At 42.1% G+C, this 23226-nt stretch carries 16 protein-coding genes and 1 pseudogene; 11 read left to right on the top strand and 6 right to left on the bottom strand.

Annotated elements, in window-relative coordinates:
- Positions 1 to 12 precede the first annotated feature (12 nt).
- Entirely contained in the window at positions 13 to 885 is an 873-nt protein-coding gene (locus tag IEW93_RS01635) for a DUF3530 family protein (protein ID WP_223419286.1), read from the bottom strand.
- Positions 886 to 988: 103 nt separating this feature from the next.
- A complete protein-coding gene (rapA, locus tag IEW93_RS01640; protein WP_188736263.1) occupies positions 989 to 3895 on the bottom strand; it encodes an RNA polymerase-associated protein RapA in 2907 nt (968 codons plus the stop codon).
- A 351-nt stretch (positions 3896 to 4246) separates the two neighbouring features.
- On the opposite strand from rapA, the gene IEW93_RS01645 reads away from it, so the two are divergent.
- The 3 genes from IEW93_RS01645 to IEW93_RS01655 all read left to right on the top strand — a co-directional run bounded on the left by IEW93_RS01645 (position 4247) and on the right by IEW93_RS01655 (position 12064).
- Positions 4247 to 5641, top strand: a complete 1395-nt coding sequence (locus tag IEW93_RS01645; RefSeq protein ID WP_188736265.1) for a PhoH family protein — start codon at positions 4247 to 4249, stop codon at positions 5639 to 5641.
- Between the two features lie 250 nt (positions 5642 to 5891).
- A complete protein-coding gene (locus tag IEW93_RS01650) occupies positions 5892 to 9596 on the top strand; it encodes a response regulator (RefSeq protein WP_188736267.1) in 3705 nt (1234 codons plus the stop codon).
- Positions 9597 to 9667: 71 nt separating this feature from the next.
- Positions 9668 to 12064 (top strand): zinc-dependent metalloprotease, encoded by a 2397-nt coding sequence (locus IEW93_RS01655; RefSeq protein ID WP_188736269.1) that lies wholly within the window; start codon positions 9668 to 9670, stop codon positions 12062 to 12064.
- A gap of 43 nt (positions 12065 to 12107) precedes the next feature.
- Here the strand turns inward: IEW93_RS01655 and IEW93_RS01660 are convergent, their stop codons facing one another.
- Complete coding sequence (locus IEW93_RS01660) at positions 12108 to 13931, bottom strand: protein kinase domain-containing protein (RefSeq protein ID WP_188736271.1); 1824 nt, start codon at positions 13929 to 13931, stop codon at positions 12108 to 12110.
- Positions 13932 to 14124: 193 nt separating this feature from the next.
- On the opposite strand from IEW93_RS01660, the gene IEW93_RS01665 reads away from it, so the two are divergent.
- Together IEW93_RS01665 and IEW93_RS01670 are read left to right on the top strand one after the other, a co-directional pair.
- Positions 14125 to 14481 (top strand): hypothetical protein, encoded by a 357-nt coding sequence (locus IEW93_RS01665; RefSeq protein WP_188736273.1) that lies wholly within the window; start codon positions 14125 to 14127, stop codon positions 14479 to 14481.
- Positions 14482 to 14547: 66 nt separating this feature from the next.
- Positions 14548 to 15207 carry a thiopurine S-methyltransferase gene (locus IEW93_RS01670; protein WP_188736275.1) on the top strand — a complete coding sequence of 220 codons (660 nt, stop codon included), beginning with the start codon at positions 14548 to 14550 and terminating at the stop codon, positions 15205 to 15207.
- Positions 15208 to 15240: 33 nt separating this feature from the next.
- Here IEW93_RS01670 and IEW93_RS01675 read toward each other — a convergent pair whose 3' ends face one another.
- A complete protein-coding gene (locus tag IEW93_RS01675) occupies positions 15241 to 15498 on the bottom strand; it encodes a hypothetical protein (RefSeq protein ID WP_188736276.1) in 258 nt (85 codons plus the stop codon).
- Between the two features lie 208 nt (positions 15499 to 15706).
- Here IEW93_RS01675 and IEW93_RS01680 point away from each other — a divergent pair, with 208 nt between their 5' ends.
- Positions 15707 to 16585, top strand: coding sequence for a radical SAM protein (locus IEW93_RS01680; RefSeq protein ID WP_188736278.1), 879 nt, complete (start codon positions 15707 to 15709; stop codon positions 16583 to 16585).
- A gap of 63 nt (positions 16586 to 16648) precedes the next feature.
- Here IEW93_RS01680 and IEW93_RS21965 read toward each other — a convergent pair.
- Positions 16649 to 16792 (bottom strand): annotated as a pseudogene (locus tag IEW93_RS21965) (helix-turn-helix transcriptional regulator); the annotation flags it as partial.
- A 544-nt stretch (positions 16793 to 17336) separates the two neighbouring features.
- On the opposite strand from IEW93_RS21965, the gene IEW93_RS01685 reads away from it, so the two are divergent.
- Both IEW93_RS01685 and udp read left to right on the top strand, forming a co-directional pair.
- Positions 17337 to 18512 carry a type III PLP-dependent enzyme gene (locus tag IEW93_RS01685; RefSeq protein WP_188736280.1) on the top strand — a complete coding sequence of 392 codons (1176 nt, stop codon included), beginning with the start codon at positions 17337 to 17339 and terminating at the stop codon, positions 18510 to 18512.
- Positions 18513 to 18833: 321 nt separating this feature from the next.
- Entirely contained in the window at positions 18834 to 19592 is a 759-nt protein-coding gene (udp, locus tag IEW93_RS01690) for a uridine phosphorylase (RefSeq protein ID WP_188736282.1), read from the top strand.
- Between the two features lie 98 nt (positions 19593 to 19690).
- Here udp and IEW93_RS01695 read toward each other — a convergent pair whose 3' ends face one another.
- A complete protein-coding gene (locus tag IEW93_RS01695) occupies positions 19691 to 20443 on the bottom strand; it encodes an outer membrane protein OmpK (protein WP_188736284.1) in 753 nt (250 codons plus the stop codon).
- Positions 20444 to 20818: 375 nt separating this feature from the next.
- Between IEW93_RS01695 and IEW93_RS01700 the strand changes: the two genes are divergently transcribed.
- Genes IEW93_RS01700 through IEW93_RS01710 form a run of 3 tightly spaced genes read left to right on the top strand, consistent with a single transcriptional unit; the run spans position 20819 to position 23198 of the window.
- The gene (locus IEW93_RS01700; protein ID WP_188736286.1) at positions 20819 to 21280 is read left to right on the top strand and encodes an NfeD family protein; all 462 of its coding nucleotides are present in this window, start codon (positions 20819 to 20821) and stop codon (positions 21278 to 21280) included.
- Between the two features lie 50 nt (positions 21281 to 21330).
- On the top strand, positions 21331 to 22260 hold the full coding sequence (locus tag IEW93_RS01705) for an SPFH domain-containing protein (RefSeq protein ID WP_188736288.1): 930 nt from the start codon (positions 21331 to 21333) through the stop codon (positions 22258 to 22260).
- Positions 22260 to 23198 (top strand): SPFH domain-containing protein, encoded by a 939-nt coding sequence (locus IEW93_RS01710; RefSeq protein ID WP_188736290.1) that lies wholly within the window; start codon positions 22260 to 22262, stop codon positions 23196 to 23198. The genes IEW93_RS01705 and IEW93_RS01710 overlap by 1 nt, the downstream gene beginning before the upstream one ends.
- The last annotated feature ends 28 nt before the right edge of the window (positions 23199 to 23226 follow it).

The following is a 23226-nucleotide window of genomic DNA, read 5'->3' on the forward strand; positions in this document are numbered from 1 at the left end:
TTACATGACTCATTACCTGCCAATAACTGTTCTGGAGAAACCTTCAATTTGATTAAGCGCCTCTTCCCAACCACTTTGGTTTGTAAAGTCTAAACTCATTTGATATTGGCGGTAATAGCGCGCAGGCTTGACTTGGTTGTAATTCAGCCTCGTTGAGGCTTCGGTTATTGAAATGGGGTGCGCATCGCGAGATTGTATATCAAGGATCGGCAGTGACATTGTTACGAGTTGTTCGGCAATGGATTTGCGCTGACTTTGAGGATCGATTAAATATTCAAATTCGCGGTAAGGATTCACAACCACAAACACATCCGGTATTGGAATTTTTTTATCGTACAGTAAATTAGTTACCATGCCTGCACTGTCATCAATGGCGACCAGAATATTTGCACCAGGAAATAAACTGATGGTTGAGCCGAGTTGGTTGATTGCTTCACTTAGCGAGGCTTGCTGAAAATTACGTAATTCGAGCAATTGTTCTGACGTGTATTTAGGCGTGCTTTTGTTGGTGTTAACGGTGATTTGTTCATTACCTGCTTGGCTGATATCTTCAGGTTTAGTGGCGTAGTTTGGTCGATATAGTCCTTTTGCTGGTGTTAAACTGATACTGGCCCAGCCACGTTGGTTAATGTGTGTGCGCAGATAACTAGCCAGCCCGTTAGCGTCAGCATTGGTGTCAGATGGGCCAACTATAGTGACAGAACCAAATTGTTTTTTACTTTGCCAAGAACGCACCAGTACTTCAGATTGTTTACCATCGATCGTAATAAATTTTATTTCATTACTGTTTACATGAGCATATTTTTGCTGGGCACTTGCATTTGGTGCCAGTGCCCACATTCCTAATATGATAATGAATATATGGCAAACATGTTTTATGTTCACAAAAACCTCACTCACGGCAAGCACAACCCATAATTTAATAACAATAATGCCCTGAAAACAGGGCATTATCAAAGCACTAAATATTATCTTGTCATCAAAGTGTTTACACGTGGCTCACTAATACCATGCGAATGGCGTCAAGCTGTAATTGGCTATTGTCCATGTAACCCGTTAACTCGACCATTTGATTGCGAATATAGTCTAGCTCATCTTCGCGAATGTTCGGGTTAACGGCTTTGAGCGCTTCAAGTCGTTCAAGCTCACCGGTTAATTGCTGGGTCATTTTAGCACGAGCGTTGGTGACTAAATCACCAAGTGCTTGTTTTGCATGCTCTTCACCGTTTGCAAATAGCGGATGCAATATTGGCTGTGATGCATTGACCAGCTTACTGGCAATATGACGATTAACCGCACTGAGTTGTTTATCAAAGCTGGCATAATCGACTTTATCGGCCATGTTGAGGCCGTTTTTATCGAGCAATACGCGAATGGGCGTAGGCGGTAAATAACGGTACAACTGTGTTGATTTAGGTGCCGATGCATCAGCCATGTAGATCAGTTCTAAAAACAATGTGCCTGCAGGCAGTGCTTTGTTTTTAAGAATGGCTACGCTAGTGGTACCAGTTTCTGAGCCGGTGATTAAATCTAGACCTGTTTGCACTAATGGATGTTCTTGCGAAATAAACGCAATATCATCGCGGGACAAGGCGGTATTTCGATCAAAGGTGACTGTGACACCGTCTTCATGTAACCCCGGATACGTAGGGAACATCATGTGCTCGCTTGGTCGCAAAATAATCGAGTTTTCACCGCGATCTTCTTGATCAACACCAATAATGTCCCATAAACGGATCACTGATCCAATTAATTGGGTGTCGTTGTCGCTGTCTGACAAGCGTTGGATTAACGCATTAGCACGCTCGCCACCATGCGAGTTGATTTCGAGCAGCTTATCACGGCCTTGCTCCATGGCATGCTTGAGTTCTTTATAACGATGTTGCGTATGGTTAAGTAATTGCACCATGGCATCTTCGTCATCGTTGCTGAGCACGTTGATGAGTTCATCGGCAAATTCACCAAACAGAACATGACCACTTGGGCAGGTTAATTCAAATGAATTAAGCCCTTCGTGATACCAACGCATTAAACGCTCTTGCGCTGTGTCGCGTAAGTAGGGTAAATGTATTTGAATATCGTTTTGTTGGCCAATTCGGTCTAAACGACCAATACGCTGCTCAAGTAAATCTGGGTTGAGCGGTAAGTCAAATAGCACTAAGTGGCTTGCAAATTGGAAGTTACGTCCTTCAGAGCCGATTTCAGAGCAAATTAGTGCCTGTGCACCGCCTTCTTCTTGGGCAAAGTAAGCACCGGCTTTATCACGCTCAATGATCGACATGCCTTCGTGGAATACGGTGGCTTGGATCCCTTCGCGGGTACGTAAGGCTTCTTCAAGGCTTAATGCTGTTTCTGCCTGGCTGGCAATGATGAGCACTTTTTTGCTGCGATGCGATTTTAAAAATTCAATTAACCAATCTACGCGTGGGTCAAACTTCCACCAACTGGCACTGTCGTTTTCAAAGGCTTGGTAAAGCTTTTCAGGGCTTAGGGCTTGTATTGCTTTAGCCTGAGCTGTTTTCGCGCTGCCCATCATGGCATTAACCCGCTCGGCGGTAACGTATTGCTCTGGCATTTCTTGCGGGTAGGCATTAAAGAAACGCTTAGGGAAACCTTTTACCGAGGCGCGGCTGTTACGGTAAAGTACGCGGCCTGTACCGTGGCGGTCGAGTAACTCTTGTAATAGCTCTTGGCGGGCCGCTTGTTGTAACTCGCTATCGACATCTTTTGACTGGATTAAGCGAATGCTTGGTTCAATGTCTTTTTCGCTGAGTAACTCGGTTAAACTATTAATCGCACTGTCGGGCAATTTGCTGTCTTTACTTAATGCTTCTGCAGCATCGGCGACGTCTTTGTAGCTTGACTCTTCAGCTAAAAATGCGTCGTAATCGTAAAAACGATCAGGGTCGAGCAAACGTAAACGCGCAAAGTGGCTTTGATGGCCTAATTGATCTGGCGTTGCGGTAAGTAATAAAACACCCGGTACCACTTCACTTAATGACTCAACGATTTGATAGGCGCGGCTTGGTGCGTCTTCAGACCACTCTAGGTGATGCGCTTCGTCGACGACCATTAAGTCCCAATCTGCATCTAAGGCTTGCTCTAGGCGCTTTTTCTTACGCAGTAGGTCAAGTGAGCAAATGATCAATTGTTCAGTATAAAACGGGTTGTCATTGTCAGCGTAGGCTTCAACGCAGCGGTCTTCATCAAATACAGAAAAACGCAAGTTAAAGCGGCGCAGCATTTCAACTAACCATTGATGGCGCAGTGTGTCTGGCACAATAACTAAAATACGCTCAGCACGACCGGTTAATAACTGCTGATGAATAATCAAACCCGCTTCAATGGTTTTACCTAAGCCGACTTCATCGGCCAGTAATACACGCGGTGCATAACGACGGCCAACTTCGTGGGCAATCCACTGCTGATGAGCAATCAAACCAACACGCGGGCCTTGTTGCCCCAGTAAATCTGATGTGGCTAGTTTATGGCGTAATAGCTGGCATTGGTAACGTACACCAAAGCGCTCTAAGCGATCAATTTGTCCTGCAAACAAGCGGTCTTGTGGCTTATTAAAACGAATATTATGGCTGAGCATTGTTTCGCGCAGGCTAACGTTTTCTTGAGTGTCGCTGTGGATACCGTGGTAGATCACCAGTTGGTTTTTCTCTTCAACTTCATTGATGGTGATGCTCCAACCTTCACCACTTTCAACGGTGTCTCCAGGGTTAAAGATAACCCGAGTTAAGGGGGCTTCACTGCGAGAAAACATCCGGTTTTCTCCAGTGGCAGGGAACAGCAGCGTAACCATGCGGCCTTCAATTTGAACGACTGTTCCTAATCCGAGCTCCGACTCGGTATCACTAATCCAGCGTTGACCTAAAGCAAAAGGCATCTTTTATTCTCTATTTGAAGCGGGGGAAACAAAAAGGGGGCGTATGTTAAACCAAACCCATGCAGATTGAAATTCTAGCATCGATTTATCTGTTAGTTGGGTGTTTTTACAACAAAGTGACATTTGGCTGTCACATTGACGTCATAGTGTTTAGGGGCTGCTAACCTTTTATGGGTAATAAGGCGTGAATATTTTATTGAGTTATTGGGCAGCCAATGTCATAGTTATTTTAGGTAAGTCGGTTGCTAAAGATGACTGCCTGTTTTCAATAATGAAGTAAATTATCCTTTTATGTTAAGCGTTTAAGTCGATACATTGACATCAATTGATTGAGAGCACACTGGAGGCGCCATGGAACTAAACGACAAAAAGTTGTTTGTACTGGATACCAACGTGTTACTGCATGAACCTTTAGCGATATATTCGTTTAAAGAACATGACGTAATTATCCCGATGACTGTTTTAGAGGAACTTGACAGCATTAAGGACCGAAAGCGCGATGTGAGTCGCGATGCTCGAGTCGCCATACGAGCATTGGAGGATATTCTTGGCGGCCCGACAACACCGGAGCAAATTTTAAAAGGCGTTGCTTTACCCACCCGCGAAGAACACACCGAAGTCTCTGGCCATTTATCCATATTTCCTGACCATCAAATTGAATTTATTATCGGCTCACTTCCCGGTGACAATAACGATAACCGCATCATTAATACCGCACTGCATTTACAAAAAATTCATTCGCCACGCACAGTCGTTCTTGTCACTAAAGACATCAATATGCGCTTAAAGGCTAAAGGAGCCGGTATTGAGCGTGTTGAAGATTATCGCACCGATCAGCTGATTGATGATATTCGCTTCTTAGCTAAAGGGTTTTATCAATTTTCCGGTGATTTTTGGCAAAATGTCGATAAGGTATCGACTGAGCGAAAAGGTCGACATACTGTACACAAGGTGCCTTTGGAACATTTGGGAAGTGAAAACTATTACTTGAATCAATATCTTATTGATGAAGGTTCAGACTTTTGTGCAAGGATTGCCAGTAAGACAGATAAAAACCTAGAGATTATCGATCGTGGCCGTGATCGTTTGTTACATCATGAAGCGTGGGGGGTTAAACCTAAAAATATTTACCAAGGCATGGCCCTTGATGCTCTGCTTGATCCCGACATTGAGTTGATTATTTTAACTGGGCCAGCAGGATGCGGTAAAACGTTACTCGCCATGGCGGCAGCCTTGGAGTTGGTGGTTGAGCGTAAAATGTACGATAAGGTGATTGTGACGCGTAATACGCCAGAAATTGCTGAGTCCATTGGTTTTTTACCTGGCACCGAAGAGGAGAAAATGGCGCCCTGGTTAGCCGCAATAACCGACACGCTTGAGGTGCTACATAAACATGATGTTAACCCAAGCGGTAGCGTGAATTACATTATGGAAAAAGCCAATATTCAGTTTAAGTCGATTAACTTTATGCGTGGGCGCTCTATCCAAAATTCAGTGGTTATTTTAGATGAGTGCCAAAATTTAACAGCCTCGCAAATAAAAACCATGATCACCCGAATGGGCGAGGGGACTAAACTCATTTGCAGTGGTAATTTAGCGCAAATTGATTCGACCTACTTAACTGCTGTGACCTCTGGTTTAACATACATGGTGGAGCGATTTAAAGATTTTGAAGGCAGTGCCAATATTTACCTAAATGGCGTGGTACGTTCACGCTTAGCTGAGTTTGCTGAAGAGCATTTATAACAATAGCGCAGTGTTCAGTGACAATATCTTTAAGACAGTAAGGTTGCCTTGGTAACCTTATTTATTTTTTATCTTTTTTTATTCTATTATTACATTACCGATTCTGAGGTTGGACAAGTCATTAATCGGTCATTATTACATGTGCTTGAGCGTATCTTCCTGATATCATAATCATTCGTTTATTTGTTGCCTATTTTTTTGGTGTTATTGGTTCGACAGCGCATTATTTTCGCTGTATCAAGGGTTGTTAATGAAACCAACTGAGCAAGATTTACAACTAAAATCTCCCATTCAACGCAATTATAACCAGGCGGTGTTTTACACTTATATTGGGGTGATTGTAATGGCCTTATTATCGGCCGGAATGATGTTTGAGCGCCAAAAAGAGCAACAAATTCAGCAGCGTGAAGAACAAGTCGCTCGGCATGTGTTACAAATTGACTTGCTCCTTGAATCGAGTATTCGTGCGGTTAAAAGTTTGCGAGATGTTGCCGTTGATCATTTGCGCCTTGGTGAATTTGTTCGCAAAGACAGACTGCCACAATACGAGCGATTTAACGAAGATGGCCAATATTTCACCCTAGAGCCAAATTACGCTAATAGTAACGTGCCTTTTACCAACATGGGGCGGATTACCGGTGCAGGCTCGTTAAGTGAGCGTTCTGACAGTTTTTATCAAGAACTTGAAATGCTGTTTGAGTTATCGCTGTCTTTTCCTGTTGCTAAAGAAGCTGCGCCAAAAGCCTCATCAATTTATTACATCTCTAAACGCAGAATGATGTCATTTTATCCTTGGGGCGATAACGACTTACGCTTTAGGGATGAGCTGCTCAACAAAAAGCAATTCCAACTTTCTACACCTGCGATGAACCCGCAGCGAAGCGTATTTTGGAGTGAAGCCTATATTGACTCGGCTCATCAGGGCTTAATTACTACCCTTGGTTTACCTGTGTATTTGCAAGATGAGTTTATTGGTTCGATTAACCTTGATATGACCTTGTCGTCACTTGATAAACAAATTCGTACTTATTTTAAAATGCAAGGCACGGTGATTTTACTTGATCAGCAAAATAATATTTTGTCGCACAGTGATTTTGACTCAAATGAATTGAATAAGGTGTATCACATCAGCCAGCGTATTCCAGCTGCATTACACTCTTTGTCTGAATCAGAGCTATTCGATGCCCATGAGGGGATTTTACGCAATGGCTATTACATACATTCAGTCGCTTTACATAACGCGCCATGGCGCCTGTTATACCTACAAGATGAAGATGATTTATTTAAAGATTCGTGGGACAAGTTACAGCTGAGTTTTTTATTGGTGGTTTTGGCGTTGTCTTTGTTGGTCACCATTGTGCATTGGCAAACCCGGCGTGCTTTTGTTAGTCCTGCGTCAAGATTGCTTACTCATTTAGAAGCTTGTTCACAAGAACCGATTAGGCCGCCACAAAAAATCACGCCGGGTTGGGAGCCCTGGTTTGCTTTGGTAAGCCGCATTTTTGAAGAAAACCGTCAATATACTCATCATTTAGCGGAGCAAAATAAGCGCCTTGATAACCTTGTTTCAAGACGGACACAGCGCTTGCGTGAAACTACTGAACGGCGTGAACGCGAATATGCACTCCTTCGTTCGCTTATTGACTCTATTCCTGAAGCGATTGTATTTAAAGATAAAGAAGGCAAATACTTAGGTTGCAACAAGTCGGCTGAGCGGATGCTAGGTTACAGCGAAAACGAGATTATTGGATTAACCTCGTCTGAAGTTGTTAGCCCCGAAAAAGGTGAGACCATTCGCGAAGAAGACCAAAAAGTGCTTAGTCAGCAACAAACGGTACGTTATCCGGAGCGAGTTAACGTTGAAGGCAAATCTATATTATTCGACACTTTAAAATTACCGTTTTATAACCGCAGAGGCGAGTTATTAGGATTAATTTCAGTGTGGCGTGATATCACCAAAGAACATGATGCCGCAGAAGAGTTACGTATGTCAGAGCAGCGTTATCACCTGGCGATGGATGCGGTAGAAGATGGCTTATGGGACTGGTATATCGATTCTGAACAGATCATTTGTAACCCTGCTTTTTACTCGATGTTAGGTTATCGGGCGAATGATTTTCCGCCGTTATTGGCCTCAATTGATAAGTTACTCCATCCTGATGATCGCGAACGTGTGCAGTTGTATCGCAAGCAATATGTAGAGAACCCAAAAGGTGCTTACGAAATAGAATTTAGAATGTTGGGTAGAGATAACGAATATTCTTGGGTGTTGTCGCGTGGGCGTGCGGTGGAGTTTAGTGAATACGGACGAAGCAAACGTATCTTGGGCACACATAAAGATATTACCAAACAAAAGAAAAATGAAGTCGCCTTGTTAGAAGCCAAGCAAGATGCCGAGTTAGCCAATATGTACAAAAGTGAATTTTTGGCTAACATGAGCCATGAAATTCGCACCCCCATGAATGCGATTATTGGTATGGTCCAGCTGGCACAGCGCACAACGTTAACAGCTCAGCAGCAAGACTATCTTAATAAAGCGAGTTTTTCGGCCCAATCATTATTACGCATTATTAATGATATTTTGGACTTCTCTAAGATAGAAGCAGGCAAATTAGAATTAGAACGAGTTGCTTTTCCGTTAGACAAAGTGCTCGATCATGTTATTGATATCAATGCAATAAAAGCCCAGGAAAAGGGCGTTGAGTTGCTATTGTATGCGCCTGTAACAGCGGGTTTAATTTTGAATGGCGATCCGCTACGTTTAGGCCAAGTGTTAGTTAATTTATTGTCTAATGCAGTGAAGTTTACCCAAGCAGGCGAAGTTGAACTTGGTTGTGAGGATGTGGGTGAGCGTGATGATCGGATCACGATGAAATTTTGGGTACGCGACACAGGCATTGGCATAGATAAAGATCAACAAGCCATGTTGTTTGATGCGTTTTCTCAAGCCGATGGCTCAACAACACGTAAATATGGTGGTACTGGTTTAGGCTTATCTATTAGTAAACATTTAGTGTCGATGATGGGTGGCACTATGCAGGTTGAATCTGAAGTCGGTGTTGGTAGCACATTTAGCTTTACCATTAGTTTCGAAATAGCCGAAGAACAGGTCATAGAGCCACTTGTGGTGCCAGAGCAGCTCAATAACTTAACTACCTTGGTTGTCGATGATAACCCAAGTGCTTTGCAGATGTATTCCACCTTAATGCAAGACTTTAGCTTTGGGGTAGACACCGCAGATAGCGGCCAACAAGCGCTCGATATTTTGCGTAAAAAACCAATCGATCTACTGTTGCTTGATTGGATAATGCCTGAGATGAGTGGCTGCGATGTGATTAAAGGGTTAGATGACATGGTACGTGATGGCATTATTGCTAAACGACCGATAGTGATTCTGATGACCGCGTACTCGGCTGAGCCACTGGATGCTGAACTGGCTAAAAACAGCGTTTATGCCATATTGCAAAAACCATTTAAAGCTTCTGATTTATTTGATGAAATTATCAATGCTTTTGCAACAGAGCCTAAGTTAAACTCGAACAATACAATTGAAACTGATGAGCCGAGCCAGCATGCAGGTTTGGTACTATTAGTTGAAGATAACTTTATTAATCAGCAGGTGGCCTCAGAGCTGCTTAAAAGTGCAGGATATGATGTTGTCATTGCCGATAATGGCCAAATAGCGCTAGATGTTATTGACTCAAAACCCTTTGATGCTGTGTTAATGGATATTCAAATGCCAGTGATGGATGGGTTAACCGCATCGACAGAGTTACGTAAGCGTTACAGCAAAGAGCAAATGCCGATTATCGCCATGACCGCACACGCTATGTCTGGCGATCGCGAAAAAAGTCTAGCGGCAGGAATGAATGCGCACATAACCAAGCCCATTGTGTTAACTGAGTTATTTGAAACATTGTCACATTGGATTTCTTATAAAAATAGTCATCAATAAATGATTAATAATACATTGTTAGATTGCTGTATTTTTTAGCTTTTAGGATATTCATCACAGGGAGATAGTTTATGATGCATCGCAGTATTTCATTGGCATGTTTGCTGGCAATCGCACCGGCAACATTGCTTTCAGAGGCTGCGATTGCCGCAAGCGATCCTGCACAACACATTATTAAGCAAGCACAAGCAGCTAAAGGCTTTATCAATCTGTTTTATGATAAGCAGGCCGGTCAGTTGTATCTTGAGGCCAATAAACTCAATCAGCCTTTTTTAATGCTCACCAGCTTACCTCATGGTGTGGGTTCTAATGATATCGGTTTAGACCGCGGTCAACTAGGGCGGACACGCATGGTACAGTTTGAGCAACATGGCCCTTATTTAATCCTCAAACAACTGAACACCGATTATCGCGCTTCAAGCGAAAATGTCGCAGAGCAACAAGCTGTCACTCAAGCCTTTGCTGAGTCTATTTTGTGGCGCGGTAAATTAGTTGAAGGCAAAAATGCCATTGTGGCTATTAATGACCTAGTGATTAACGATTTACACGGTGTTGCCGATGTACTTGAATCAACAAAGCAAGGGCAATATCACCTAGACTCAACTCGCTCTGTTATTTTACCTCAGGGTATTAAATCGTTTGAGCGTAATGCTGACGTTGATGTTAACCTGACATTTAATGCCGCTAAAGCCGGAGAGCAAGTGGCTCAAGTGACGCCAGATGGTAAGTTTTTATCGGTTCGATTGCGTTACTCTTTTATACAGTTGCCAGATGAAGGTTTTGAGCCGCGTGCTTACCACCCAATGAGCGGCTATTTATCAGATCAATACATCGACTACTCAACTGCTGTTGATCAGCCCTTAGTTCAACGCCACCTATTAAAGCATCGATTACAAAAAAAGGTGCCAGGTGACGCGCCCAGCCCAGTCGTAAAGCCCATTGTGTATTATCTTGATCCTGGTGTGCCTGAGCCAATCAGAGGTGCATTGTTAGCCGGTGCGCGCTGGTGGGAAGATGCGTTTAGCGCAGCAGGATTTATTGATGGTTTTAAAGTGGAATTATTGCCTGAAGGGGCCGATCCGCAAGATGTGCGTTACAACATGATCCAATGGGTGCATCGTGCGACGCGCGGTTGGTCTTATGGCGCTGCGGTGACCGACCCGCGTACTGGAGAAATCATTAAAGGAAACGTTACCTTAGGTAGCCTTCGGGTGCGCCAAGATCATCTTATTGCCAGAGGGTTAACCGCAGGCTGGCCAGACAGAGAAGCCGCAAGTGAAGCCGCAATGGCATTGTCGCTTGCGCGTATTCGTCAATTGTCTGCCCACGAAATTGGTCACACCCTTGGTTTAGACCATAACTTTGCCGCGTCGACCAATGACAATGCATCTGTGATGGATTACCCACATCCTTACGCTAGCATTGAAGCTGAGAAAATTGATATTAGCCAGCCTTATCGCGAAGGGATTGGAGAGTGGGATAAATACACCATTGCTTATGGTTATGGGTCTGCGGCACAAGCGCAAACGTTGCTGGCATCGTCACTAGAAAAAGGCTTTCGATATATTGGTGAGGCAGATTCTCGTCAAGCCAGTGCTAGCCATGCCTATGCCAGTTTATGGGATCGTGGTAACGATGCGGTGGCGGAATTATTACGTTTAGAGAGCGTTCGCCTAAAAGCGCTAAATGAGTTTAATTCTGATGCATTGTTAACGGGTGAGCCTAATGGCGAATTAGCAGATGTTGTTGTGCCAATCTATTTGCTGACCCGCTACCAAATTGAGGCAGCTGCTAAATGGATTGGTGGTACTGATTATAGCTATCAGCAGGTTGGTTCTGGGGTTCGTTGGAGTTATGTTGCGCCTAAAAAACAGTTTGATGCGTTAGATGGTTTGTTAGGCAGCTTACAAAGTAGCAGCTTAATAATGCCAGCCAATGTGCTACAAGTATTGGTGCCCAAAGCGGGTAATTACCGCAAAACTCGCGAAAGTTTCTCATCCAAGCTTGGGGTGGTGATCGATCCCGTCACGATGGCAGAAATGATGAGCCGTCATATTACGACTTTATTGTTGACTCCTGAACGTTTAAATCGAGTGAATCAAGCCTACATGGAAGACCGCTCTCAACTGTCGGTGGTCAAATTGATCGACAAGTTGGTTGCAAAAAGTCTATATCAAGAGTTGCCCAACGGCCGAGAGTTAGCGATACAAATGCGCGTTAATGCCGTGGTGGTCGATGCAATGTTAGCGGCTTATCATAATGTAAAAACAGCGCCTGAAGTTCAGGCTCAGTTAGCAGCGCGATTTGACTATATTGTGAAGCAACTAAAGCGTCGCAGTAACCGTGGCAGTGACTATCAATCAGCACATTATGATTGGTTGCATAAAGGGATTGTTACAGGTTTGGATAATGCTAAATTTAGGCTCATTAATGAGCCTGCAACCATGCCTCCTGGATCGCCAATTTAACCAGAAATAAATCGTTAAAATGCGGCCGATAAAAGTCGCATTGTTATTTTTTATGTTCTTGTTGATCGAACGCCTTAGGATTTTTTGGGTAGAAGCGATCTGCCCTTCGATCGAGATGGCTAAATTGGCGAGTGTTGCGATAAGGCAGTTTCATAAACCCTGAAATTCCATGGCCTTGTATTTTATTAGCGTGGGATATAATACGGTCAAGACATGCTCTGAAAGCGGCCTGCTTGCGTGGGTTAAGTAAGCGCAAATAACTGTGTATTTTTAAGTGGTTGGGTAATGCTTCAAAAATAATACAACCAGTATGATGTATTTGGTTTAACCCGCCAAGCTCTGTCATGATCTCTGCCGGTAGCTCAAGGTTTTCTTCAGGATCTTTTCCATCTTCAAAGTAGGAATGCAAACGCGATTTATCTTCCAAGGTAGGGACATCTCCTACTTCAAAAGGTAGCTGAAACTCACCAGTTATTTTATATTCGTGCTCGGCGGTTTTACGCTCTAAATGTAGGGTGTCTTTAGCATTAAAAAAACACGCTTTAAATACACCAATGCGTTTAATACCTCGTGCCATCGTCACCATATTATTAACCGCAAGCGTGAGCGGAGCCTTACAGTTTGGGTCGTATATTGCGAGGTTTGAGTCGATAAATACGCCTGATTCTTGCCAATGAATAACAAGGCCGCCTACGATTGGGTATTGAGCGATCCTCCCTACGGCGGCAATAAATCCTTTTTCTGTGTCGCCCATGCCAGCCATAAAATTGCGGTAATATTTTTCTAACTGTACATCATCCATTTTGGCGATAGGATCTTGAGTGTTGTGTTCTTTTAAAAAAGACTTACGCGAACTATAACTCACCGTCTCAACGATTTTAGGTCTAGGTTGCACCCAAACCGGAATGTCGGGCACTAAGGGCGGTTCTGGCAATATGGGTAAATGCATACGATGACTGTGGCGAAGACTCGTTAAAAAGTAGTCTCCGGCAAGATTGCGGCGTTCTGCATCGTCACACAGCATGGCATCTAATGTTTTAGCCAGTTCGATTGGTAAGCCTATGCTGGTTGCTGGGATAACTTTAGTCCCAAAACGACTGATTTGCCCTGACGCCAAAGCGTATAAGGTTGCCGCTGCGCCCTGTTCGTCAAACCTTGGGGTAGATAATGCTCCGCTAAGTTGTTCTTCGCCAATAAAATACACATCTCCCATGCGAGCATTTGTGTGTTGTTGGTCACTCGATAATAACGACATGACGTTGTCATCGACTGCTCGGTTATGCTCATCACGCTGCGCAAACACGGCTGACCCCCAATCTATCAACGACAGTTTGTCTGTTTCAATGTCGTAAACCAAGTTTGAGGGTTTTATATCGCCGTGAACTAAAGGTTTGCCCTTGCGCAAATAATACAAAATATTGGCGAGTTGCCTGGCGATACTCACGACCATAACCGGTGGAAGTGCACCTAAGCGCTGGCAAATTTTATCGAGATCTTCGCCAATGGCTCGCTCCATCACTAAGATGCCCTGCTTACCAACGCGTTCAAATTTAATTGCACTGGGTACATTTGGGTGTTTCACCTGGCTGAGCATATAAGCTTCTTCTTCAAGCCTATCTTGGACGCTTTGTGGTAAGTTAACGCGCGAAAACTTAAACACATGTGACTGACCAAATTCATTTATACCTGCAAACACAAAACCATAGGCACCTTTACCAATAAATTCAATTTGTTGGTATCCCAATTTACTAAGCTGTTGTTTACATAAACGCACCCACGCTTTGTGCTTACGCGCATCATTGGCACTGAGTAAGTAGATTGACTGCTCTTCATTGATGTAAAAGTGCTGCAGCTGTGGTGTTTGCAAAGTGATTCCTCTTTTCGTTTATCTTCATTAAACCTTGATTCGCCTATGTGCGGCAAGCGCTTCCTAGCTAAAAAAATTCGATCCCTAGCTAAAAAAAGACGATATGTAAATCTTGACCTACATCAAATCAAAATCAATTTACTCTAGGTAGTATTAACCATAAGATCATTTAACGCTTTTAGCAGAGGTCACCATGCCGAATATTGATAAAGCAGAGCTTATTCAGTTATTTACTTTTCCTCGAGCCCGTATTTTACAATCGATGGAAGTCACTCACTGCCCACATGCAGTATTTTTCAATCACAGCGATGAAGAATGTATTACCTGTCATCAAGGAGAAGAGTGCCTGTGGATTAATCATAATGATGAAATGGTCGCACTTGAAATGAAATCAGTCGATGAGCTCAAGCAGCAATTACTTATTGCGGTAGATTTTATTGACTCAAATTTGAGTCCGCATCATATGTCTCGTCGTAAATGTCAGTGCGAAAATTGCCGTTGGTTAAGGCAGGTACAATTAACCCTAGACGGTAAAGCCAAAGCTGAGTAGTTGCATCTGTTTTTTTTAGTCTTTAAAGTAACCTGCAATTTAGGTAATTAGACAAAAGAGACACACATGGAACCTAGCTTTTGGCATGAAAAATGGCAATTACAACAAATTGGTTTTCACCAGCAACAAGTCAATCCATTTTTAGTGAAGTATTGGTCGCAATTAGGCTTGGTAGAACAAACTGAAGTTTTTGTTCCTTTATGTGGTAAATCACTTGATATGTGTTACCTCGCAGAGCAGCGTCATAGGGTGTTAGGTTGTGAATTAAACCCACTGGCTGTTGAGCAATTTTTTACCTACAATCAATTAACGTATCAAGTTAATAATGTGGGTGAACATGGTTTGTTTAGCGCAGATGAAGTGTGTATTTATCAAGGTGATATTTTTACTTTACCCCACGATATTACTAAAAAAATTGGCGGTTTTTACGACCGAGCAGCGTTGATTGCCTGGCCAGAGACCATGCGCCAGCAATATGCAAATGCACTTGCTAAGTTAATTCCTGCTAGTGTGAGTGGTTTATTAATTACACTCGATTACCCACAAGACACCCTCAAAGGCCCACCGTTTGCTGTTAGTCCAGATTGGGTTGAAACTCATTTAGCACCCTATTTTGAGGTTGAACTATTAGAGTGTGTCGACGTATTGGCTGACAATCCACGTTTTGTGAATAAGCAAGTCCCTTGGTTAAATGAAGCGGTATATAAACTGACTCGTAAATCTTAGCTAATAATAAAACCTACATGTGTGTAGTTTTTATTAATGCATGTTACGTAACGTAATTTTAGGGCGAAGGTCGACTTCGCCATCAGCGTATATCGCAGCAATGTCGTCTTGCTGACTGATGATAGCAACAGGCCCGGTGGGCAAGTGGCGCACAAACAGTAATCGATAGCCAAAGCGATGTAAGTCATAGAGTGCCAGCTTTTGATCAGCCGTGGTTAAATCCCAGTGTTCATCGTGCTTGATCGCTTCCTGGTTACGGCGCTCATTTAGTTGATATGCAACTTGAGTCATGATTGTTATACCTAAGTTTATAATCAGCTTAAAAAATTAATATCAATGCTTACATAAGCGTTTGGGTTTATAACGTGTTGCTTTTTTAGCTAGAATTACTATAGCAATAAAACTTTCGATTGAAAGTTTTTTATCCCTTTTTAGTATAAAAAATCTTCATTTTGTTGGTCAGTTAACAATTTACTTGGTTAGAATAATGGATCCTTGCATGCTTGATTATATTGAACCAGTGTTTAGGCCTCCTTCAGAGTGGAAGTCACTTATATTACAAGTGACCAATGGCTGTAGTTGGAATCAATGCAGTTTTTGCGATATGTACACGCAACCACAAAAACAATTTAGAGCACAAAAACTGGATAAAATTGAACAAGATATTATAACGGCAGCCCAGTCGGGCTACGCTTTTACAAGAGTGTTTTTAGCCGATGGCGATGCAATGAGTTTGCCCTTTAATCGATTAAAAGCCATCTGTGAACTGATTAACACCCATTTACCCCAAGTCACGCGGATCAGCAGTTATTGTTTACCCCGTAATTTAACCAACAAAACCGTTGAGCAATTATATGAGCTGCAGCAACTTGGTTTGTCTATTTTGTATGTCGGTTGCGAAAGTGGTGATGATGAAGTCTTAAGACGTATCAACAAGGGCGAAACCTTTACCACCTCGTTAGCTGCGTTACAAAAAATATCACAAGCGGGGATCAAATCGTCGGTAATGATTTTAATGGGGCTTGGTGGGGTTAAATTGTCTCAGCAACATGCGATAGCATCTGCCGCACTGATGAATGCCGCACAACCTGACTATTTATCAACACTAGTAGTGACATTGCCGCTAGGTACACAACGAATGGACAATGCATTTGATGGTCAATTTGTGCTGCCAGATCAAGTCGGCCTGCTTAATGAAATGCACACTCTGTTGAGCCACCTTAACTTAAATAAAACGATATTTCGTTCTGATCATGCCTCAAATTATTTGGTGCTTAAAGGTGTGCTAGGCAAAGACAAACCGTTACTTATTGCGCAAATTGAACAAGCATTGAAAGGGATGATTCCGTTACGGCACGAATGGCAACGGGGGTTGTAATACTCAAGCAACCTGAAGATGCGCTTAAATCCGTATCTTCCAGTTGATTAGGTATGTACCTGATTAGTGTTCGTCTTCAAAAATATGTTCTATTGGGAATTTAAACAAGCGTGCAGCTTTAAAAGCCAAAGGCAAGCTGGGATCAAACTTACCCGTTTCGATCGTATTGACGCTAGAGACAACAAGTAAATCGGCAAGTTGTGTTTGGTTGTCATAATGTCAACTAATAGGGCAGCGTGATAGCGTGTAAAGTGTGCTTGACTTTTTATGGTGATTTTTTGGAAGTCCAAGGTATAGATTCGTTTATTTATGCTCTCATTTGCATTAAAGGTAAAGCAACGTGGATGGTTTTTAATTTTTTAATATCAACCACTTAATCAATTTTTGACACGGGGTGAAAAAGCAAGCTTTGGCTGTGTTTTTTATTTTTTGCCTAAAGTAAATGTGATAATTGTGTTAATCTAGTCGCCGTAAAACAAAAAATGCTGGTGCCTTTAATAAATTTTTCGCTGTTTTTAAATCCATTTTTATTAACAGTGTCTATACTTTTAAGGTTGTTGAACTCTGCATTAATTTTGTTGACTAAATTAAATAGGTTATTGAGTTTTAATGACATATATGCAGGAATAAAAAAGTAGAGTTTTTGCATAAAAATTCGTTGCGTATTGGTTAAAAATATCGTCTACTGCGCATGTTTTTACAACCCTGTAAACGCACCTTAATTGCCCAACTAACAGGAGGCACTGGCCTAATGAGCCAATTTCAATCGATTGATGTTGCAGACTATTATGACAAGGACACGTTTGACCGCATTGAGGCATTTGCTAAAGATAAGCCAACGCCGTTTGTAGTTATTGACACCCAAATCATTGCGAAACAATACGATGACATGGTTAAGAATTTTCCTTTCGCAAACGTATATTATGCGGTTAAGGCAAATCCAGCCAAAGAAATTTTAACATTGCTGCGAGACAAAGGATCTAACTTTGATATCGCTTCAATTTATGAACTTGAAATGGTGACTTCAATTGGCGTGTCAACCGACCGCGTCAGTTATGGTAACACCATTAAAAAGCGCGTTGATGTTCGCTCTTTTTATGAGCAAGGTGTGCGTATGTTTGCTTCTGACTCGGAAGCTGATTTACGTATGATTGCAGAAGAAGCACCCGGCGCAAAAGTATATGTGCGTATTTTAACTGAAGGCACACATACAGCTGATTGGCCTTTATCAAGAAAGTTTGGTTGCCAAAATGAAATGGCTTATGACTTACTTGTATTAGCAAAAGAGCTTGGTCTTCAACCTCATGGTATTTCGTTCCATGTTGGATCTCAGCAACGTGATATTGGCGCGTGGGATTCGGCAATTGGGAAAGTAAAAAGCATTTATGACCGTTTAAAAGAAGAACACGGCATTGTGCTTAAGATGATCAACCTAGGTGGTGGTTTTCCTGCTAACTATATGGATAAAACCAATGAGCTTGGTGTTTATGCACAGCAGATTAAGCACTTCTTAGAAGAAGATTTTGGTGATGAGTTACCTGAGATCATTTTAGAACCTGGCCGTTCATTAATTTCAAATGCCGGTGTATTGGTGTCTGAGGTGGTTCTGATTTCACGTAAATCCCATACAGCGTTAGAGCGCTGGGTATTTACCGATGTAGGTAAGTTCTCAGGGCTAATTGAAACCATGGATGAAGCCATCAAGTTTCCTATCTACACTGAGCGTAAAGGTGAGTTAGATAAGTGTGTTATTGCTGGCCCAACCTGTGATAGTGCCGACATTATGTATGAACACTACAGCTATGGCTTACCGAAAGACTTAGCCATTGGCGATCGTATGTATTGGTTAACTGCTGGTGCTTATACCACGACATACTCTGCCGTATGTTTTAATGGTTTCCCACCATTAAAAGATTACTATTTGTAATCATGCCTTACTAAGAAAAAGGACGCTTAGCGTCCTTTTTTGTTTTTAGAGGAAAGGCTTGCATTTTTCAACAGGTTAATTTGATGTAAATCACGTTAATGGTTTTTGATTTAGATAAAATTTTTGTTGTTTTTAGCGGCAGTAAACTATGATCAAGACCATGGTTTATGTGGGTTCTGGTCAAATATTGGTAATAATTTAACGAAACAATATTAACTATTATGAATTTATATGTGATCAAGTTAACCTTATCCTCCTAAAGACTAGGTTAAAGTCTGGGATATAAGAATTTAATATTCAAAAATGAAAGGGGTTTTCAAAATGTCCGATGTATTTCACTTAGGATTAACCAAAAAAATGTTAGATGGTGCAACCTTAGCAATCGTTCCTGGTGATCCAGAGCGTGTTAAGCGTATTGCCGAGCTTATGGAGAACGCGACGTTTCTTGCTAGCCATCGTGAATACACCAGTTACTTAGCCTATATAGATGGTAAGCCTGTTGTGGTGTGTTCTACTGGTATTGGTGGTCCATCGACTTCTATTGCGGTTGAAGAGTTAGCACAACTGGGTGTGAGAACTTTCCTACGCGTAGGTACTACAGGCGCTATTCAACCACACGTTAATGTGGGCGATGTGATTGTAACCCAAGCATCAGTTCGTTTAGATGGTGCAAGTCTACATTTTGCTCCACTTGAGTTCCCTGCTGCAGCAAACTTTGATTGTACAACCGCTATGGTAGCTGCGTGCCGCGACGCAGGTGTTGAGCCTCATATTGGTATTACAGCTTCTTCTGACACTTTCTATCCAGGTCAAGAACGTTACGACACTGTGTCTGGTCGTGTAACTCAGCGCTATGTTGGTTCGATGAAAGAATGGCAGTCAATGGGTGTACTGAACTATGAGATGGAGTCTGCAACACTATTTACTATGTGTGCAACTCAAGGCTGGCGTGCTGCATGTGTAGCGGGTGTTATTGTTAACCGTACACAACAAGAAATTCCGGATGAAGCTACAATGAAGAAAACTGAAGTCAGTGCAGTTTCTATTGTAGTTGCCGCTGCGAAAAAACTATTGGCGTAATGCTGTTAGTATAATGCAAACCATGCTCTTTAGAGCTTGTGTTGTAGCGTAAAAAGTAAAAAGGTGCCTAGGCACCTTTTTTATCATATTGATTAATATCAGAAATGATATTGAGCAATAATAGAATATGTGTTCTGGTCAACACCATTAACACCATACTTACTTTGCCAGTAATCGTATTCAAATCCCACGAGTAATGTGTTCTTTTTGTGCTCACCAAACAAACTTTGGCCTAAATCGTACTTAATTTGCGGATTGAAGTGCAGGTTTTCATCGTAGCCATTGTTGTCTGCAATAAATACCCAATCAATAAAACCATCAATAATGATGTTAGCCTTGCCAACGGGCATGTCAATTCTAAACACAGGAGTAAACTGCCAACCGTCACTGATGTTACCGTTGCTAATGGCATTTCTACGATAGGTATTAAGTTGTAAGTAGGTGAAAAATGGCACGTCAAAATCAAGCCCTACACCATAAAGCATGCTTTCTACTGGGCCTTCGCCTTGCTCATAAGTAAGTGCTAACGACACGTCTGATACTTTACCAAAACCTACAGACTGACCGAGGATTTTACTGGCACTAAAGCGAGGAGATATTTCACCATAAGTGGTGTTATTTTCACCACCATTATTACCATTAAAGTTAATAAAGTCTTGAAACACGAACCAATCGCCGTAAGTCCAACCACCTGCTGTTTCTAATGTGATTGTAGTTTGTCTTTCAGAGGGGGCAAGATCATAATTTGTGCCGTGTAAGACAGTCGCGCTAGCATCCCACCATTGAATTAGGTCACTTGCTAAAACGTTTGGAGCAATGGCGAGGCTTGCTAAAATACAGATTTTTTTCATTTTTGTTCCGGATAGTCAAGTTGGCTGTGTTGCCAAAGTCATGGTCAATCTGATGCTATCGAGATCAGCATTTCATGCTTATTATTCTCGATGGTGCACAATGGGGCGCAATATATTCAAAAATGATAATCAGCACAATCAAAACAAAGCGACATAAGCAGATTTCAGCGTTTTGTAGACAGAAAAATCTAATTTTACACTTTTTACTGTGTCGATGTGATGTGAAACATTGGACTAAATTGTTGATACTGTTATGTTAACAGTCATTGAATTTTAGTGAGTTTGCCTTTCGTATTCTTTGACATAATATGTCGCATTAAGGCGGTGCAACTGATATAGTAAATGCAGAGCATACTCATTTAATGGGGAGGATTTATGGAGCTTTCTAATCCGATTGCAGTCTGGCTAGTGCTGGGACTGTTATTAATGATATCGGAAATTATTGTTCCGGGTGGGATTGTCATTTTGCTTGGCGCTGCTTGTATTATCGTCGCATCGTCATTGGCGCTCGGTATTATTGACGGGTTTGTGCAAAGTATGACCCTGTGGTTTATGGCCTCAATGGTGCTTTTGCTTAGTTTTCGGCATGTAACTCAACGCCTAGTTGGTGGGGATGCGCATGTGGCAAATACCGATGAAGAGATTGATTTGTATAATCAGGTAGCCATCGTTAAAGAGGTTATAGGCCCTGGGCAACAAACTGGGCGCATTCATTGTTTAGGTTCTGATTGGACCGCACTTGGTGACGGTACAGAAATTAAAGTAGGTACCAAAGTAAGAATTATATGCCGCGATAATATCGGCTTTGTGGTTGAACCCGTTATTGACTCGGTGTAACGGTAAAAATGATCGTTTAGGGATTGGTAATATTATAAAAAGGAGTGCGTATGTTTGTGTTAACCATTGGATTTTTATTTATTATTTTTATTTTGTATAAGTTGATGCTTATTGTGCCCATGCGTGAGGTGCATGTTATTGAGCGTTTAGGTAAGTTTCGTACTGTATTATCTCCAGGGTTTCATTTTTTAGTGCCTTTTGTGGACAGAGTCGCTTATCGACACGACACTCGCGAAGAGGTATTAGATGTACCGCCGCAAAGCTGTATCTCAAAAGATAACACTCAGCTAGAGGTCGATGGCTTAGTATACCTTAAGGTAATGGACGGAAAACTAGCCAGTTATGGTATTGAAAACTACCGCCGCGCAGCCGTTAACCTTGCTCAAACCACCATGCGTTCAGAAATTGGTAAATTAACTTTGTCGCAAACTTTTTCTGAGCGTGACAGCTTAAACGAATCGATAGTCCGTGAAATCGATAAAGCTTCTGATCCGTGGGGTATTAAGGTTTTACGCTATGAGATTAAAAATATCACCCCTTCGCATAATGTTATCCATACCCTTGAAAAACAAATGGAAGCAGAGCGTCGTAAACGTGCTGAAATTACTTTAGCCAATGCAGAAAAGGCGGCAATGATTAATATGTCGCAGGGTGAGCGTCAAGAAGCCATTAATCTTTCTGAAGGCCAAAAACAAAAACGGATTAATGAAGCTATTGGTACTGGTCAGGAAATTACCATTGTTGCCAACGCAAAAGCCCAGGGCATGGAAATGATCTGTAAAGCTTTGACCATTAATGGTGGCAATGATGCCATGAACATGTTGCTTAAAGAGCAGTTTATCGGCCAGGTAGGTAAAATTTTATCTGAGTCTCAAGTGTCTGTTGTACCTGCTGAAATGGCAAAGCTTGAAGGCTTCTTTGAAGGGATGGAGCAAGTCACCCATGCCGTTAACAATTCATCAGCGAAAGGAGCACGCTAATGTCGATTAATGAAATTGATACTGATTTTATTGTAATGGTGATTTGGGGTGTTATTTTTGCCATTTTTGTTCTTAAACTATTTCAATCTATTCGTTTAGTGCCAACTAAATCTGCATATATTGTTGAGCGTTTAGGTAAATACCACAGTACTTTAGATGCAGGGTTTCATGCGCTTATCCCATTTATTGATAAAGTGGCTTACATTCATGACTTAAAAGAAGAAACAATCGATGTGCCACCGCAAGAATGTTTTTCGAGTGATGAAGTTAATGTTGAAGTGGACGGAGTCATTTATATATCGGTTACCGATCCGGTTAAAGCCAGTTATGGCATTACCGATTACCGATATGCTGCGATTCAGTTAGCCCAAACTACAACGCGATCTGTCATTGGTACTTTAGATCTTGACCGCACGTTTGAAGAGCGTGATTTAATCTCTGCAAAAGTGGTTGAAGTGTTAGATGAGGCAGGTTCTATGTGGGGGATTAGGGTACATCGTTACGAGATTAAAAATATTACCCCGCCTGAAACCGTTAAAAATGCCATGGAAATGCAGGTCAATGCAGAGCGTGAGCGCCGTGCGTTATTGGCAAAGAGCGAAGGGGATAAGCAAAGTAAAATTAACCGCTCAGAAGGGGTTATGGCTGAAACCATTAACCGCTCAGAAGGTGAAATGCAACGCCGCATAAACGAAGCTGAAGGTAAAGCACAAGAGATTTTAACCTTAGCAAAAGCCACCGCTGACTCTATTGAGCGCTTGGCTGTGGTTATTTCAGCTGAAGGTGGTCAAAGTGCATTGCGTATGCAACTTGGTGAGCAATATATGCGTCAACTCGATGGATTAAGCAAGCAAGACAGTCGGATTGTATTGCCGGGTAATTTAGTTAACTTTGAATACTGGATGGACAGTATTGGCTTGAAGGACGATAAAAAATAGTCAGAGATAATACTGAGTAGCTCACAAT

Origin of the sequence: Shewanella inventionis (assembly GCF_014641855.1) — a bacterium.
Lineage (GTDB): Bacteria > Pseudomonadota > Gammaproteobacteria > Enterobacterales > Shewanellaceae > Shewanella > Shewanella inventionis.

What these genes read in the sequence shown, in the direction of transcription:
- IEW93_RS01685 (WP_188736280.1), top strand. Translation starts at nt 17,337, where the DNA reads ATGAGCCAATTTCAATCGATTGATGTTGCAGACTATTATGACAAGGAC.
- IEW93_RS01710 (WP_188736290.1), top strand. Translation starts at nt 22,260, where the DNA reads ATGTCGATTAATGAAATTGATACTGATTTTATTGTAATGGTGATTTGG.
- rapA (WP_188736263.1), bottom strand. Translation starts at nt 3,895, where the DNA reads ATGCCTTTTGCTTTAGGTCAACGCTGGATTAGTGATACCGAGTCGGAG.
- IEW93_RS01665 (WP_188736273.1), top strand. Translation starts at nt 14,125, where the DNA reads ATGCCGAATATTGATAAAGCAGAGCTTATTCAGTTATTTACTTTTCCT.
- IEW93_RS01695 (WP_188736284.1), bottom strand. Translation starts at nt 20,443, where the DNA reads ATGAAAAAAATCTGTATTTTAGCAAGCCTCGCCATTGCTCCAAACGTT.
- IEW93_RS01700 (WP_188736286.1), top strand. Translation starts at nt 20,819, where the DNA reads ATGGAGCTTTCTAATCCGATTGCAGTCTGGCTAGTGCTGGGACTGTTA.
- IEW93_RS01650 (WP_188736267.1), top strand. Translation starts at nt 5,892, where the DNA reads ATGAAACCAACTGAGCAAGATTTACAACTAAAATCTCCCATTCAACGC.
- IEW93_RS01675 (WP_188736276.1), bottom strand. Translation starts at nt 15,498, where the DNA reads ATGACTCAAGTTGCATATCAACTAAATGAGCGCCGTAACCAGGAAGCG.
- IEW93_RS01705 (WP_188736288.1), top strand. Translation starts at nt 21,331, where the DNA reads ATGTTTGTGTTAACCATTGGATTTTTATTTATTATTTTTATTTTGTAT.
- IEW93_RS01655 (WP_188736269.1), top strand. Translation starts at nt 9,668, where the DNA reads ATGATGCATCGCAGTATTTCATTGGCATGTTTGCTGGCAATCGCACCG.
- IEW93_RS01670 (WP_188736275.1), top strand. Translation starts at nt 14,548, where the DNA reads ATGGAACCTAGCTTTTGGCATGAAAAATGGCAATTACAACAAATTGGT.
- udp (WP_188736282.1), top strand. Translation starts at nt 18,834, where the DNA reads ATGTCCGATGTATTTCACTTAGGATTAACCAAAAAAATGTTAGATGGT.
- IEW93_RS01680 (WP_188736278.1), top strand. Translation starts at nt 15,707, where the DNA reads ATGCTTGATTATATTGAACCAGTGTTTAGGCCTCCTTCAGAGTGGAAG.
- IEW93_RS01645 (WP_188736265.1), top strand. Translation starts at nt 4,247, where the DNA reads ATGGAACTAAACGACAAAAAGTTGTTTGTACTGGATACCAACGTGTTA.